Origin of the sequence: Nonomuraea sp. NPDC051191 (assembly GCF_044455665.1) — a bacterium.
In the GTDB taxonomy this organism is placed as follows: domain Bacteria; phylum Actinomycetota; class Actinomycetes; order Streptosporangiales; family Streptosporangiaceae; genus Nonomuraea.
On the sequence record NZ_JBITEZ010000011.1, the window covers coordinates 240,384 to 255,313 of the forward strand.

10 protein-coding genes are annotated in these 14,930 nt (G+C 72.5%); 7 read left to right on the forward strand and 3 right to left on the reverse strand.

Features of this window, described 5'->3' with window-relative positions; all coding sequences use genetic code 11:
- The first annotated feature begins 36 nt into the window (after window positions 1–36).
- Genes eccCa through ACIA8R_RS31120 form a run of 3 tightly spaced genes read left to right on the forward strand, consistent with a single transcriptional unit; the run spans window position 37 to window position 5,492 of the window.
- Window positions 37–3,969: a type VII secretion protein EccCa gene (gene eccCa / locus ACIA8R_RS31110; protein ID WP_397041631.1), complete on the forward strand. Its 3,933-nt coding sequence runs from the start codon at window positions 37–39 to the stop codon at window positions 3,967–3,969.
- A 24-nt stretch (window positions 3,970–3,993) separates the two neighbouring features.
- Window positions 3,994–4,308, forward strand: coding sequence for a hypothetical protein (locus ACIA8R_RS31115; RefSeq protein ID WP_397041632.1), 315 nt, complete (start codon window positions 3,994–3,996; stop codon window positions 4,306–4,308).
- Window positions 4,305–5,492, forward strand: coding sequence for a transglycosylase SLT domain-containing protein (locus ACIA8R_RS31120; protein WP_397041633.1), 1,188 nt, complete (start codon window positions 4,305–4,307; stop codon window positions 5,490–5,492). Before ACIA8R_RS31115 ends, ACIA8R_RS31120 begins: the two co-directional genes overlap by 4 nt.
- 53 nt (window positions 5,493–5,545) lie before the next feature.
- Here the strand turns inward: ACIA8R_RS31120 and ACIA8R_RS31125 are convergent, their stop codons facing one another.
- Both ACIA8R_RS31125 and ACIA8R_RS31130 read right to left on the reverse strand, forming a co-directional pair.
- Entirely contained in the window at window positions 5,546–7,603 is a 2,058-nt protein-coding gene (locus ACIA8R_RS31125) for a hypothetical protein (protein ID WP_397041634.1), read from the reverse strand.
- A gap of 55 nt (window positions 7,604–7,658) precedes the next feature.
- Window positions 7,659–8,912 carry a S8 family serine peptidase gene (locus tag ACIA8R_RS31130; RefSeq protein WP_397041635.1) on the reverse strand — a complete coding sequence of 418 codons (1,254 nt, stop codon included), beginning with the start codon at window positions 8,910–8,912 and terminating at the stop codon, window positions 7,659–7,661.
- Between the two features lie 379 nt (window positions 8,913–9,291).
- On the opposite strand from ACIA8R_RS31130, the gene ACIA8R_RS31135 reads away from it, so the two are divergent.
- The 4 genes from ACIA8R_RS31135 to ACIA8R_RS31150 are packed head-to-tail and all read left to right on the forward strand — an operon-like array spanning window position 9,292 to window position 14,352.
- The gene (locus tag ACIA8R_RS31135; protein WP_397041636.1) at window positions 9,292–12,642 is read left to right on the forward strand and encodes a WD40 repeat domain-containing protein; all 3,351 of its coding nucleotides are present in this window, start codon (window positions 9,292–9,294) and stop codon (window positions 12,640–12,642) included.
- A gap of 59 nt (window positions 12,643–12,701) precedes the next feature.
- Complete coding sequence (locus ACIA8R_RS31140; RefSeq protein ID WP_357701750.1) at window positions 12,702–13,118, forward strand: DUF6313 family protein; 417 nt, start codon at window positions 12,702–12,704, stop codon at window positions 13,116–13,118.
- Window positions 13,115–13,414: a hypothetical protein gene (locus ACIA8R_RS31145; RefSeq protein WP_357701748.1), complete on the forward strand. Its 300-nt coding sequence runs from the start codon at window positions 13,115–13,117 to the stop codon at window positions 13,412–13,414. Before ACIA8R_RS31140 ends, ACIA8R_RS31145 begins: the two co-directional genes overlap by 4 nt.
- Complete coding sequence (locus ACIA8R_RS31150) at window positions 13,411–14,352, forward strand: hypothetical protein (protein WP_397041637.1); 942 nt, start codon at window positions 13,411–13,413, stop codon at window positions 14,350–14,352. Before ACIA8R_RS31145 ends, ACIA8R_RS31150 begins: the two co-directional genes overlap by 4 nt.
- A gap of 7 nt (window positions 14,353–14,359) precedes the next feature.
- On the opposite strand, the gene ACIA8R_RS31155 is transcribed toward ACIA8R_RS31150, so the two are convergent.
- Window positions 14,360–14,848 (reverse strand): pyridoxamine 5'-phosphate oxidase family protein, encoded by a 489-nt coding sequence (locus tag ACIA8R_RS31155; protein WP_364092927.1) that lies wholly within the window; start codon window positions 14,846–14,848, stop codon window positions 14,360–14,362.
- Window positions 14,849–14,930 lie beyond the last annotated feature (82 nt).

Genomic DNA, 14,930 nt, shown 5'->3' on the forward strand with positions numbered 1-14,930 from the left:
CGTCGTCCCGGCCCGAAGCCACCTCGCGGGGAAGTCATGCTGGAGTCTCCGCCGGAGATCCCCGAGGTTCAGGGCCAGGGTTTCATGGCGGTCCTCACCTACCTGCCCATGGTGGCCGGGGGCGCGGCGATGGCGCTGATGTTCACCGCGGGGGGCGCCAACACCAGCCCGGTCATGTACGTGGCCAGCGGCCTGTTCGCCGTCTCGATGGTCGGCATGAGCATCGGCCAGATGGGACGCCAGTCGGGCGAACGCAAGCACCGGCTGAACGGCGCCCGCCGGGACTACTTCCGCTACCTCGGCCAGATCCGCAGGAAGGCCAGGCGCGCCGCCAAGCAGCAGCGCGAGGCCCTGGAGTGGAGCGGCCCCGAGCCGGACTCGTTGTGGTGGATCGCGATGGGCCCCCGCCTGTGGGAACGCCGCCCCCGCGACGAGGACTTCAGCACGATCCGCCTCGGCACCGGCGTGCAGAAGCTGGCCATCCAGCTCTTCCCGCCCGACTCCAAGCCCGTCGAGGACCTGGACGCGCTCTCCTCCGGCGCGCTGCGCAGGTTCATGCGCGCGCACTCCACCCTCGCCCGGCTGCCCGTCGCCGTCGCCCTGGCCTCCTTCGCGCGCATCCGGCTCACCGGCGACGTCGCGGCGATGCGGGACCTCGTCCGTGCCGTGATCGGCCAGGTCGTCACCTTCCACTCCCCCGACGACATGCGGATCATGGTCTGCGCCGACCAGGAGCGCATGCCCCACTGGGCATGGGTCAAGTGGCTCCCGCACGCCCACCATCCCGACATGGCCGACGCGTCCGGGCCCGTCCGCCTGATGGCCGGGAACCTCGGTGATCTCGATCGGCTCGTCGGCGGCGACCTCAAGGAGCGGCCCAGGTTCCAGCCGGGCTCACCGGCCGGCGAGCTGCCGTACCACGTGGTGATCGTGGACGGCGGGCACATGCCGCACGACTCCCAGCTCGGCAGCGACGCCATCCAGGGCGTGACCGTCATCGACCTGACCGGCTCCACCGGCGCCGTCGAGGAGGGCAACACGCTGCGGCTGGAGGTCCAGCGGGACGACCTGCACATGGTGAAGGTCGACCACGCGGGCAAGGAGCGCAGGACGCGGCTGGGCGCGCCGGACCGGCTCTCCTACGTGTGCATGGAGGGGCTGGCCAGGCAGCTGTCCCCGCTGCGCGCCTCGTCCAGGAGCGGCGGCGACGGCGAGGACATGTTGTCGATCAACACGACGCTCACCGACCTGCTCGGCATCAGCGACCCGCGCGCCCTGGACCCGGCCGTCACGTGGCGGCCGCGTGCCGGACGCAACCGGCTGCGCGTGCCGATCGGGCTCGGGGCGGACGGCCGCATGGTCGAGCTCGACATCAAGGAGTCGGCCCAGGGCGGCATGGGCCCGCACGGCCTGCTGATCGGAGCCACCGGCTCCGGCAAGTCGGAGCTGCTGCGCACCCTGGTGCTCGGGCTCGCCGTCACCCACTCCTCGGAGATCCTCAACTTCGTCCTGGTCGACTTCAAGGGCGGCGCGACCTTCCTCGGCCTCGACTCGCTCCCCCACGTCTCGGCCGTCATCACCAACCTGGAGGACGAGCTCCCCCTGGTCGACCGCATGCACGACGCGCTGCACGGCGAGATGGTACGCAGGCAGGAGCTGCTGCGCGCGGCGGGCAACCACGCCTCGCTGCGCGACTACGAGCGGGCCCGCGAGCAGGGCGCCAACCTGTCGCCGCTGCCCACGCTGTTCGTCGTGCTCGACGAGTTCAGCGAGCTGCTGTCCACCAAGCCGGAGTTCATCGACCTGTTCGTGATGATCGGCCGGCTCGGCCGCTCACTGGGCGTGCACCTGCTGCTGGCCTCCCAGCGGCTGGACGAGGGCCGGCTGCGGGGGCTCGACACGCATCTGTCGTACCGGATCGGGCTGCGCACGTTCTCGGCGATGGAGAGCCGGGCGGTGCTGGGCGTGGCCGACGCGTACGAGCTGCCCTCGGCGCCGGGCAACGGCTACCTCAAGTTCGACACGACCGGCATGACCCGGTTCAAGGCCGCCTACGTCTCGGCCGCTTACCATCCCGATCCCAGGCACGTGACCGACAGCGGGCAGCCCGCGGCGCGCGAGGTCATCGAGTACGGCCACGCCTACGCGCCGCTGCCCGCCGCCGAGACGCCCCCGGAGGAGACGCCGGAGGAGCCGGAGCAGGGCGGCGCACAGGCGAGCCTGCTCGACATCGTGGTCGGCCGGCTGGAGGGACGCGGCCCCGCGGCGCACCGCATCTGGCTGCCGCCGCTGGCCGAGCCGCCGACCCTGGGTCACCTGCTGCCCGCACTGTCGGTGACCCCGGAGCTCGGGCTGTCCACGCCCGGCTGGGACGGCCGGGGCCGGCTGCACGCCGTCGTCGGCATCATCGACCGGCCCTTCGACCAGCGCCGGGACCCGTACTGGCTGAACCTGTCCGGCGCGGCGGGGCACGTCGGCATCGCGGGCGGCACGCAGAGCGGCAAGAGCACAGTGCTGCGCTCGCTGATCGCCAGCATGGCGCTCACGCACACGCCTCGGGAGGTGCAGTTCTACTGCCTGGACTTCGGCGGCGGCACGCTGTCGGCCCTGGAGGGGCTGCCGCACGTGGGCGGCGTGGCCAACCGGCAGAACGCCGACCGGGTCCGCCGTACGGTCGCCGAGATCTCGGGCATCCTCCAGCAGCGCGAGCGGGACTTCGCCGACCACGGCATCGACTCGATCGCCGCCTACCGCAAGCGGGTGGCCGACGGCAGCGTCGAGGGCGACGGCTGGGGCGACGTCTTCCTGGTCGTGGACGGCTGGCTGACGATCCGGCAGGAGTACGAGAGCCTGGAGCCGGTGATCACCGACCTGGCCACGCGCGGGCTCGGTTACGGCGTGCACGTCATGGCGACCACCAACAAGTGGTCGGAGTTCCGGCCGGGCATCCGCGACCTGTTCGGCACCAGGATCGAGCTCAAGCTCGGCGACGCCTACGAGTCGGAGGTCAGCCGCAGCGCGTCGCTCGCGGTGCCCGAGGGCACGCCGGGGCGCGGCCTCACCAAGGACGGCATGCACTTCCTGTCCGCCCTGCCGCGCATCGACGGGGTGCGCGGCGCCGACGACCTCGCCGACGGGCTGCGTTCCCTCGTGGAGGTCGTCAGCGAGTCGTGGCAGGGCCCGGCCGCCAAGCCGGTCCGGCTGCTGCCGTCCCTGCTTCCCGCGGCCGCCCTGCCCGGCCCGGAGGAGACCGGCGGGAACCGCATCGCGATCGGCATCGACGAGGCGACGCTCTCCCCCGTCATGCTCGACTTCGAGGCCGATCCGCACTTCGTCGTCTTCGGCGACACCGGGTGCGGCAAGTCGAACATGCTGAAGCTGATCATGGAGGGTCTCGTCGCGCGCAAGACCCTCAAGGAAGCCAGGCTGGTCGTGATCGACTACCGCCGGTCGCTGCTGGACACCGCGGCCACCGAGCACCGCATCGGTTACGCCGTCTCCAGCGCGGCGGCCGCGGAGCTGGTGCAGGAGGTGCGCTTCGCGCTGCTCAAACGCCTGCCGCCCGCCGACCTGACCCCGGACCAGCTTCGCGACCGCAGCTGGTGGCAGGGGTCCGACCTCTACATCGTGGTGGACGACTACGACCTGGTCGCCACCTCGAACAACCCCCTGCAACCGCTGGCCGAGCTGCTGCCGCAGGCGCGCGACATCGGGCTGCACCTGATCCTGGCCCGTCAGATGGGCGGCGCCAACCGCGCCATGTACGACCACGCGGTGCAGCGGCTCAAGGAGATGGCCAGCCCGGCGCTGATCATGTCGGGCAACCGGGAGGAGGGCGTGCTGTTCGGCAAGGTGCGTCCGCAGCCTCTCCCGCCCGGCCGCGCCTTCTTCGTGGACAGGAGATCGGGAGACCGGCTGATCCAGACGGCGTCGTTGGAATCGGAGGAAAACGGGTCTCTCCAACCGTGATGATCTCTACTATGCTCGATCTTCATGAGCAAAGGCGTCGTTGATGTTTCCTACACAGCGCTCGACGAGTGCCGGACGCGCATCCATGTGGCGTCGAAGGACTTCGCCCTCGAAGAGATCCTCAAGGTCAGCCAGTCGAAGACGCCCGCCGAGGTGACGCCACCCGACCTGTTCGGCAAGCTCGACGGCGCGGGCGACCTGGCCGCCAAGATCAGCGCCACCTGGACCGCCGTCCGCGTCGAGCTCGGCAGCGCTCAGCGCAGGCTGGAGAACGTCGAGCGGGCGCTCGACCAGGTGGAGACCAACCTCCACGAGGCGGCGACGGCCTCGGGCGCATGAGCGACTCCATCGCCGTCCTCGCGCCGGACATCACCGAGATTCCCGGCGGGGGAGAGTTCCTCACGCTGCTCACCAAGGTCACGGGCAACCCCCAGGGCATCAAGGACATCGCCTACACCTGGGAGGCGTGCGGGTCGCACGCCGCCATCGAGACCGCCGCGCTCGTCAACAACCTCAACGAGGTCGACCGGAAGTGGGACGGCGACTCCGCGGACGCCTTCACCCGCTACATGCAACAGTTCCCCAAGGCAGGCGGCGAGTTCAACACCGACGTCCACGCCTGCGCCGCGGCGCTCAAGAACGTCGCCACGGCGCTGGAGAAGGCCGTTCCGGAGATCACCACCCTTCGCGACAACACGGTCGGCCACGCGCAGCGGTACATGGTGGACTATCTGGTCAACCATCCCAACACCGTTGAGGCCGACGCGAGGGCCGCGATGTTCGCCGACCCCCGCTTCACCGACGTCGTGAACGCCAACCTTGAGCGGGCCAGGAGCGTGGTCAGAACGGCCCAGGACGCCGTCGGGGCCGCCGCCACCACACTGCGTGACCACGTCCGGCCTGGCTCTCTCGACGGGTTCGGCCGGTTCACCCACATCCCCGACCCCGGAGGCCCGGACTTCGACCCGGGCGACAAGAAGGTCGTCTGGACGAGGGCGGACCACCAGGACGAGACGCGGGTGTCGGGCGGCGGCCCGGGGTCCGGCAACGGATCCGGGGCGGGCGGCGGCTCCGGGGCCGGCGGCGGTGGCTCGTCGGCGACGAGCACGCCCGCGCCCAAGGCCGAGGTGGTCGAGTGGATCAAGCAGGCGCTCACCGTCATCAGGTCACCCGAAATGGCGGAGGTCATGCGCCAGCGCGGCATCGACGTCAGCGACCTGGACCCGAACGACCCCAAGGACATCGAGCGCATCTGGACGATCATCTACCACGAGTCCGGCGGCAACCCCAATTCCATCAACACCTGGGACATCAACGCCAAGAACGGCGTCCCGTCCCAGGGCCTGATGCAGACCATCCCGCCGACGTTCAACGCGCACGCCCTGCCCGGCCACGGCAAGATCCTCGACCCGGTCGACAACATCATCGCGGGCGTCCTGTACACCTACAGCCGCTACGGCAACCTCGCCAGACACCCCGGCATCGCGTCCCTGGAGCAAGGCGGCGGCTACCGGCCCTACTGACCTTCAGTGGACGCCCCCGCCCGGAGGTTCCCGGGCGGGGTACGTCCGCCGGTTCAGCCGCAGTTGGCCCAGCCCGCGGCGGTGCTCCCGGCACCGACGCTGCCGGAGAACTTCACGCACCTGCCCGGGGCGGCCAGCTTGACCGGCCCCGCGTAGTACTTGTAGTCGCCGCTGTCGGTCACGCTGTCCCCGTCCTGGACGTCGAGCGTCGCGCTCACCGGGCTCTCCTTGCCCACGCCCGCGTACTTCATCGTCACCACGCAGTTCTGCTTGGTGCCGCTGTTGTACAGCTGGAAGGTCTCACCGCCGTTGAACGACTGCGACCGCTGCACGTAGAAGCCGGACCCGCACACCTGGGTGGGCGTGTAGGGGTTCTTCGGCTCCGGCTCCGGCTGGGCCTCGCTCTTGGGCTGCTCCGGCTCGGGGGCCTCCGTCGTGGGCGGCGGGGCCTGCTGGGTGCTCTTGGCGGGGGCCGGAGCCTCGGTGCTCTTCTGGGGGCTCGGGGTGGGGGCCTCGGTGCTCTTGCGAGGCGTCGGCGTCGGGGGTTCGGTGCTCTTCCTGGGGGTCGGGGTCGGCTCCTGGGACTGCTCGGGCGTCCTCGTGTTCCTGGCCGTCGGCGTCGCCGTGACCGTCCTGGTCGCCTGCGGGCTCTTCGGCTGTGAGGCCGTCGGCTGCGGCGTGGTCGGCTGCGGGGTGGCGACCGGCTGGGTGGCGACCGGCTGCGTGGACGGCGGCGACGGCGTCGGCACCGAGCTGTACACGGGCGCGGTCGGGACGCCCGACGGCTCCTCGGTGGGCAGGATGAGCGGGCCCACCCCGTACGAGTCGGCGTCGGACGGCGTCGCCCACGGCACGTCCACATCGGCCTGGTCGGTGCCGGGCTCGCCCGGTTGCGGAACCGTCCCGTCGCCGGGGCCCGTCGTCCCGTTCGCCGCCGCGTCGGCGGACCCGGTGGCCCCGTCGGTGGACCTGCCCTCGGCCGCGACACCGACCGAGTCGATCCGGTCCGCGTCCGTGTAGCGGCTGGCTCCCCACAGGCCCACCCCTGACAGCACCATGAGCGCGGCGACCGAAGCGGTCAGGCCGACCGGGAACTTCCGGCGAGGGGAGGCCGGGTCCACGACCGACGCCTGCCACACCTTGGGTCGCTGCGGCGTCTCCTGGATGGGCTGCTGCAGCCTCGGCGGCTCCCACGTCTGCTGCGGCTGCCCCGGCTGCTGGGCCGGCTGCTGGGGCTGGGGCGGCTGAACCGGCACGCCTTCGAGCGGTGCGGCGCCGTCCGCCGGCGGCAGGGCGGGAGGGGCGAACAGAGGGGTGAGGCCCGGGGCGTCCGCGGGCGGCAGCTTCGCCGTGACCTCCTGGTCCGCCGACGGGCCGCCGAGCAGGCGCAGCAGCGCCGCGTACGCGGCGGGCCGCTGCCTGGCGTCCTTCGACAGCGCCGCGGACACCACGGCGCGGAGCGGTTCGGCCAGCGTTCCCAGCTCGGGCGCGCCGGTCAGCACCTCGTCGGCGTCCTGACCGAACGGCGCCTTCCCGGTGGCCGCGAAGACCACCGTGGCGGCCCAGGCGAACAGGTCGGCGGAGGGGCCGTACGGCTCGCCTCTCAGCTGCTCGGGCGAGCGATAGCCGATCTCGCCGGCGGCCTCGCCGAGGTCCAGGTCGGTCACCCGGACGCCGTCGGCGCCCATGATGACGTTGCCGGGGGTCAGTGCCCGGTGCGTGACACCCGCCAGGTGCGCGGCGGTCAGCGCGGTCAGCGTCCCGACGGCCACCCGTTCCACCCCGTCGGGGTCGAGCGGCCCGTCGGCGGCGACGATCTCGGCCAGGCCGCGCCCCTCGACGTGCTCGCGTACGACGTACAGGTGGCCCTCGTGCAGGCCGGCGTCCAGCGTGCGCGCGATGGACGAGCTGGAAAGGCGCCGGACCTTGGCGAAGCGCGCGACGCCTTCCGCGTCGGCGTCCGGCTTCGCGGCCAGCAACTTGATCACCCGGAGGGGCGCGTCCTTCGACTCGCGGCCGAGGAAGGCCGGCCCGCGCGGCCCCTCCGGCAGGCGTTCCGACAGGTCGTGGTCGCCCAGCCTCTGTGGATCGTCTGGCTGTAACGGGTGCATCGTAGGTTCCCTTCGTATCCAGGCGCTGCGCTGCGGGCAGCGCCTGCATCAGCGGTCAACTGACGTCATTGGGCGGGCCCGTGCGCCATCCGCGGCTTCTGCCGAGCGGCAGCACCAGTGCGAGGGCGCCGGCCACGGCGGTGAGGATCAGCGCTCCCGCGGTCACGGCCAGCGCGGTGTTCCGGGCCCCGGCGTTCTGCGGGGGCACCTTGGCGATCGCGTCCGCCGCGATGGGGGCGGGCGGGGGCGCGGCGACCATGGGCCGTCCCGCGGGCTCGAAGGGCAGCACGGCGCTGACCGCCTGCACCGGGTTCACCATGCCCGCCCCCGTGCCCTTGCCGACGGATCCGTCGGCCGTGGCGATGATGCGCCGCCGTACCTGCTCCTGGTCGAGCTGCGGGAACCGGGCGCGCACCAGGGCGGCGGTCCCGGACACGTAGGCGGCGCCGAAGCTGGACCCCTCCAGATCCAGCTTGTACGACCTCCCCGGCCACGGGGCGATGATGCCGACCCCCGGCCCCAGGACGCCGACGGGCGTGGCCGTGTTGGAGGAGTCGGCGCGCCGCCCGTCGGGAGTGGCCGAGCCCACGGCCAGCACCCCCTCGTAGGAGCCCGGATAGGCGGGCACGTCCTCCTTCTTGTCGGTGATGTTCCCGGCGGCGGCGACGATCACGACGTCCCTCGCCAGGGCGTTGCGGACGGCCGCCTTGAGCGCGGGATTGTCGGCCGCCTTGATCGAGATGTTGATGACGTCGGCCTTGAGCTGGACCGCCTTGTCGATGGCCGCCGCCAGGGTGGCGACGTGCCCCTCGGCCTGGCTGCTCTGCTTGAGCACCATGACGGTCGCCCGCGGGGCCACGCCGTGGAAGGCGACGCCCGGATAGACGCGCCCGGCGATGATGCCCGTGACGGCGGTGCCGTGGCCGACGCAGTCGGTGTAGCCGGTCCCGGTGAAGTCGACGAAGTCCGACAACCAGGGCAGTTGCGGGTGCTTGACGTCGAGGCCGCTGTCGATGATCGCCACCCGGACGCCGGCGCCGGTGCTCAGCCGCCACGCCGTCTTGATGTCGAGCCGCTTCTGCGCCCAGGGCTCTCCGCCGGGCAGCTTCACCACGCCCGGTTCGGGGTTGCACTCGCCGTCCGCCGACGTGGCGGCCGCCGGGGCGGCGGCGATGCCGAGTCCCAGGACGGCGGAGAGCAGCACCCGGCCGAGCGCGCCCGCGCGTCTCAGGCCGCCGCGCCCCGGGCGTGCCGCCGAGGTCCGGGGCATCACGGAGGCGTGGCCCGCGTTCGTACGCGATCGCTCCACCGCTCCACCAGGGTCGTCTCAGCCATCCGGATCGAACCGCGTCCGACCGCCGAACGCGGCGATCGACAGGACCAGCGGGGCGATGGGGAACGCGGGCGTCCGCGCCCGGCCGCACATCTGTCCCGATCAAGTCGATTCGTTCGAGAGGCAATCCTGCGACGCCGGGTGATCTGTGTCGTTAGCGGAGAGTGCGAGATATCTTGGCGAGGAGCGCAGGCCGGCCGGACGTCCTCGCCTCGAAGGGTTCAGGCCGCGCCGTTCATTACGCGATTCCCCGTCTCGATCCCGTCGCCTCGGATCAAGATGAGAGACGTGCTGAGCATCCAGTCCCACGAGGCCGCCCCGGGCAAGCCGCGAGCCCGGAACGATGTGATGACCATTGTCCAGCCTTGACGCGCTTCTCGATCTTGAGCGGCGATTCACCGTGCCCGGTGCTCCGGAGAACGCCGTCACGGCCGAGGAATGCTCCCGCCGGCTCATCGACGCGGGCCTGTGGTGGGACGCCTGCGCCGAAACGGCCCGCACGCACCCGGAGCTGCTGCATGCCTGGGTTCGTGATGGTTGCTGGGCGCTCGACGCCATCGACGACGCCGACACGCTCGACCTCGCGGAGCCGGGCGTCGACGGCTGGGGACGGGCCGCCACCGGCGCCTGGCATGTGGCCCGCATGGCCTGGCTGGCGAGCCGGACGCGGCGACCGGGCACCGAGGAGGCCGACACCCTGCTGGCCGCCGCCGTGCGACGCTGGCGTGACAGCGGCCTGCTGCCCGGCCATGGCCTCAGCGGGCTGCCGTCCCGGGCCGCCGCACGCCATCCGCACCTCATGAGCCGCCTGGACGAGCTGGGCGGCGGACCGGCCCGCTCGATGGTCGCGCTGGAGATCTGGTCGCCGGCCGCCCGGTCACGCCTGAGGTCGCGCCGGGAACACCTGATCAGGGTGTTGTTCGACGACGGCGACACCGGCCTGCTCGGGACCCTGCGCCTGGGCGTCCTGCGGGGCGGCCCGCCCGGGTTGTTCCCCGACCCGCGGACGATGTTCGACTTCCAGGCGGACGCGGCCTTCCAGGACGCGATCACCACGTCCTGGAAACGCCAGAGCGGCGGCGGGCGCGACATGCCGTGCGTGTTGTGGCGGTTGTCCATCGACGACGTGCGGTTGCGGCGAGTGTCTGGATCGTCCCTGGGAGCGGCGTTCGCGGTGCTGCTGGAGGAGACCCTCGGACCTCCGGCGCGGACGTCCTTCGCCGTGCCCGCCGTCCCGCGCGTGCGCTGGGCGCTCGCCCGCCCGCTGCGCACCCCGCGCACGCGGCAGGCCGTCACCGGGCGCATCGAGCCGACCGGACGGCTGGGCAGGGTCGGCGGCCTGGCCGCCAAGCTCACCCGGGCGTCCCAGAGCGAGATGAGCGTCGTCGCGCCGAAGGCCAACGAGGACTCCGACGGCCATCTGGCCGACGGCGTGCGGATCTCCTGGGCCGATGACGTGGCGGCCGCCCGGCGTCACCTGTACCGGCTGGCTCCGCAACGGGTCGGCGTCCTGGCGGGGCTCGCGCTGCTCGTCCCGCTCGCGGTGCTGGGCCTGGTCGTGTGGCGTGACGACGCCTCCGAGCAGCTGCGGACCGCGTTGTCGCGCCGCCTGGCGGAGGCCGGCTCGCAGGTGTCCGCCACGGACCCGCAGCTGGCCGCGCTGCTCACGGTGGCGGCCGGCAACGCGGCGCCCACGGCCGAGGCGCGGCAGAGCATGTTGTCCGTCCTCGCCTCGCCCGCGCGTGCCGTGCTCGACGGGCACATCCAGGCGTCGCTGCACTCCGTGGCGCTGTCCCCGTCCGGCCGAACGGTGGTGACGGGCAGCGACGACGCCCGGCCGATGTGGTGGGACGTGCCGAGCCGCGCCCCCGCCGAACCGGCCAACAACGACTTCTTCTCCGGACGGTCGGTCGTCAAGGTCGTCTTCAGTCCCGACGGCCGTTACGTGGCGGCCACGCACAACCACGGGGGCGCGAGCCTGTGGGACGGCCGCACCCGCAAGCCCCTGCACGAGTTCGGCCAGGGCAGCAGCACGACCGCGATCGCCTTCATGCCCGACAGCGAGCGCGTGCTCTTCGCCGACTTCAGCGGCCGCCTCTCACTGTGGGACATCGCCGGGCGCCGGGCGGTGGACGCCGGCTTCCCACGACTCGTCGGGTCCGGATTCCTCAAGTACGACGAACTCGTCCTCAGCCCCGACGGCACGACGCTCGCCGCGGTGTCCTCCGACGTCCGCGGCGAGGCGTCCGTCCAGCTCTGGGACGTCCCGACGCGTTCACGGCGCGGCCCGGCGACGCGCGTGGACGACGTGCGCCCGGCCTTCAGCGCGGACGGGAGCACCCTGGCCGTCGCGGACGCCGAGGGCAGGCTCGTGCTCCTGGACGCCGGCCGCGGCACCCGCAGGACGACGCTGCCGGCGGCCCGCGTCACGGCACTGGGCTTCGACGCCAGGCTGAACCTGTGGATCGCCGGGGACGCGGAGGGAGTCGTCCGGCTGTGGGACCCGGAACTCAAGGAGGCGGTCGGGATGGCGCTGACCGGCCACGACGGGGCCGTGCGGGCGATCGACGTGGACCGTGCGGGCACCACGCTCGTCTCCGGCGGCGAGGACGGCAGGACCCGGCTGTGGGACCTGTCGTACTCCCACCCCCTCCAGGGCCCGCTGACCGCCGGAGACGACGAGGTCACTTTGCTGGCCTTCTCCCCCGACGCGGCCACCTTGTGGACGGACGCAGGCTCGTCGTTCCGGCGGAACGGCGGCGGCTGGACGTCCAGGCGCGACAGCGAGCCGGTACGGGCCGTGTCCGGTGACGGGAGGATCTGGGCGTCCCAGCGGCAGGGCGGCCTGACGGCGGCGGGAATCGTCGGGCCCGGGCCCATCACCCTCCACTCCGCCTCCGGCGGGAAGCCGCTGCGCACCATCGCCCGGGTCGACGGCCGCGTGCCCGAACTGCGAGCCCTGAACCGCGACGGGACCCGCATCGCGGTCACGCTCGAAAGGGACACGTTCGGCGCTTCGACGGTCAGCGTGGTGGACGCGGCGACAGGGAAGACGGCCGGGAAGCCCGTCGAGACGCCGCTCGGCATCAGGCATCTGACGTTCGGCGGCGACGGGAACTCGTCGATGGCGATGAGCTACCGGCCCGTCCCCGAGAGCCTGGACGAGCGCGTGGACCTGTGGCATCTCACCGGCCCTCGCTTCCTGCGCCGCCTGGAGGGCGACGCGGGCGTCATCGACGGCCTGGCGTTCAGCGGCGACGGAACCCGGATCGCCGCGGCCACCTCCGACGGCTCCGTCCGGCTGTGGAACGCCGCGACCGGGCGGCCGTCCGGTTCGCCCGTCCCCACCGGCCAGGGCATCGTCAGCCTGCTCGCCTTCGCGCCCGACGGGCGGACGCTGATGTCCAGCGGCGGACGCGGCGCATGGCGAGCCGCCGACCACAGGACCATGCGCCGGTGGGACATCGCGTCCGGGCGCGCGGTGGGCCCGCCGATCGAAGGCGGCTTCAAGGCGGTGGCCTTCACGCCGGACGGCGCCCGGATGGCGACGGGCGGCAGGAAGGGCCGGGTCTGGCTGTGGAATGTCAGCGTCCCGGCCGAGCTGGACGAGGCGTTGTGCGCGATGGCCGGGACGCGCCGGATCACGCCGCAGGAATGGCTGACCCACGCGCATCAGACGACCGCTCCGAACACCTGTACGCCATGAATCCGGCCTCCTCCGGCGTTTTCCGTTCGCGCCCTGTGACGAGTGGCTACCTTGTGCTCATGCCCCCGTCCGTCCCCCCGGGATTCGGAGTTCCCCCGCCTCCTCGCGAGCGGATCCGGCATCGGCTGCGCCGCTGGTGGCTCTCCCTCGGCGCCCACCACGGGGTCCGCTACTGGATGTGGACCCGCGGGCTGCCGATCATGGTCGCGGTCGGGGCGCTGTTCGGGGCCAACGGCCTGGTGATCGGCTGGCGCACGGCCTACGACGTCACCCTGGGCATCACCTCGCCCGCCGACACCGCGCTGCCGGTCCTGGCCTGGTTCCTGTCGATCGTGGGGTGGTTGCTCGTCCCGGCCGCGGTGGGAGGGGTCGCCGGGTTCATGGTCAGCCACGCGATCACGTCCCGGCGGACCAGGCCGGCCGAGGAACTGCTGGGGAAGAGCGAACCCGTGCCGGTCGAGGGCGAGGCCGGATGATCCCGCTGCTGCGCGATCTGTGCTTCGCGCACCGGGAGTTCCGCGTGCCCGACGGCTTCGCCGTCTCGTTCATCAGGCACCATGACAATGACTGGGAGCAGGCCGAGAAACACTGGGAGTACTCCGTCCGCCGCGTGCTCGACAGCAAGGACGTGCCGACCTGGGTCTCGACGGGCCAGGCGATGAGGATCGCCGTCGCCGGCGCCTCGACCCTGCTGCACGAGGCGGGCGAGAACGGGCCGGTGTGCTTCATCTGCGTCGAGGAGGCCCACAAGAGCGGCAGGAGGCGGCCATGAACGAGCGGCAGGGCGGTGAGTCCCTGGAGGACATCTGCGCCGAATACTTCGGTCTCGCCTTCCCGGACGCGGACGACGGCTGGGTCGGCGAGCGGGCCGCGTCGGTGGCCGGGCGCGCACGTCGGGCCATGCGCGCCGCGCACCCACCCGCCGCCCCCCGGACGCGTGAGGACCTGACGCAGGCGTTGCGGCAGCTGAACGACCATGGGCTCTCCGCTCGCGCCGGCTCCGTCGGCGTGCGTCACCTCGACCTGACGATCACGGCCGAGGCGGGCGTGGGCGCGAACGGCCGCGGCGAGCTGACGCTGACCGTGACCGGGCCGGGGGCCGGTGACGCCGGGACGTGGCTGGCCCTGACGGCCGGGCGCCCCGACCTCCGGTACCTGGCGAGCGTCGGCGGCGACGGACGGGCGGCGTTCACCGGCCTCCCGGACGCCGACTGGACCCTCGACCTGGTGGACGACGTGCCGCCGACGTCGGCGGTGATCCCGCTGCCCGTGGTGCGTCCGCTCTCCCGGGCGGCGGCCGCCGCCCCCCACGACTTCGTGCTCGTCCTGCCTGGCGGGGCGCTCTTCCAGGTGAACCGCTCCGGGCCGTCGGCCTCGTACGTGCTGGAGATCACGGCTGCTCCGGCCGGACCGCTCGTCTACGTGATCCGGTACGTGTCGGACGGGACTCCGTCCGACCTCCTGGTTCCGGTGACCGCGCACACCCCGGCCCGGCGCTCGCGCGTCAGGCTGCCCGGCTTCTCCGGCGACGGCAGGTGGGAGACCACCGAACCCCTGAGCCCGGCCGCGGTGCCGCCGGACGACGGCCTGATCGCCCGTTCGATCGCGGCCGCCGTGGACAGGGCCACCCTGCGCGCCTGGCACGGCCTCGTGCCCCAGCTGCCGCCCGACACCGCCGAGATCGTCACCACCCGCCTCCACCGGCGTTGAACTTCCGTCAGCGTTCTCCCGGGGCGTACCAGATGGTGCTGTGCAGGTCCGAGCCTCTGATCACCTGGATGCGCCAGGGCTCCAGGCGCAGGACGTGCAGTTGCGGATCGCCGGGGCCGCCGTGCCAGAAGTTGCCCAGGTCGTACCCGGCGCCCTTCGGGCTCGTGCGCCGGTACAGGTCCCACACGTGCCGCTTGGTCTCCAGGTCGCCGGTCCAGGCGGCGACGGCGTCGACGCTCACCGCGTTCTGCCGGGGCGTCCAGTAGGAGAACGTGGTGTGCGGGTTGCCCGCCAGGTGGGCGGCCTTGACCGGCGTCCGGTACGTGGCCAGCCAGCCCAGCGGAGTGCCGTCGACGGTCTCCCAGACCGGGATCAGCACTCGTGCGCGCGGCCGTCCCTTGGCGTCGACGGTGGTCATGGTGGCGTAGACGATGTCGCCGATGTAGGTGTCGAACTGGCTGGAGATGTCGGCGAACGAGGCGACTTGAGTGGCCATGGGGTTGTCTTCCCTTCTCCGGCGGTTCCGCGAGTGCCTGCCGGTTCCTTCTGGTGACTGACGGCATCGTCGGGCACCGCCC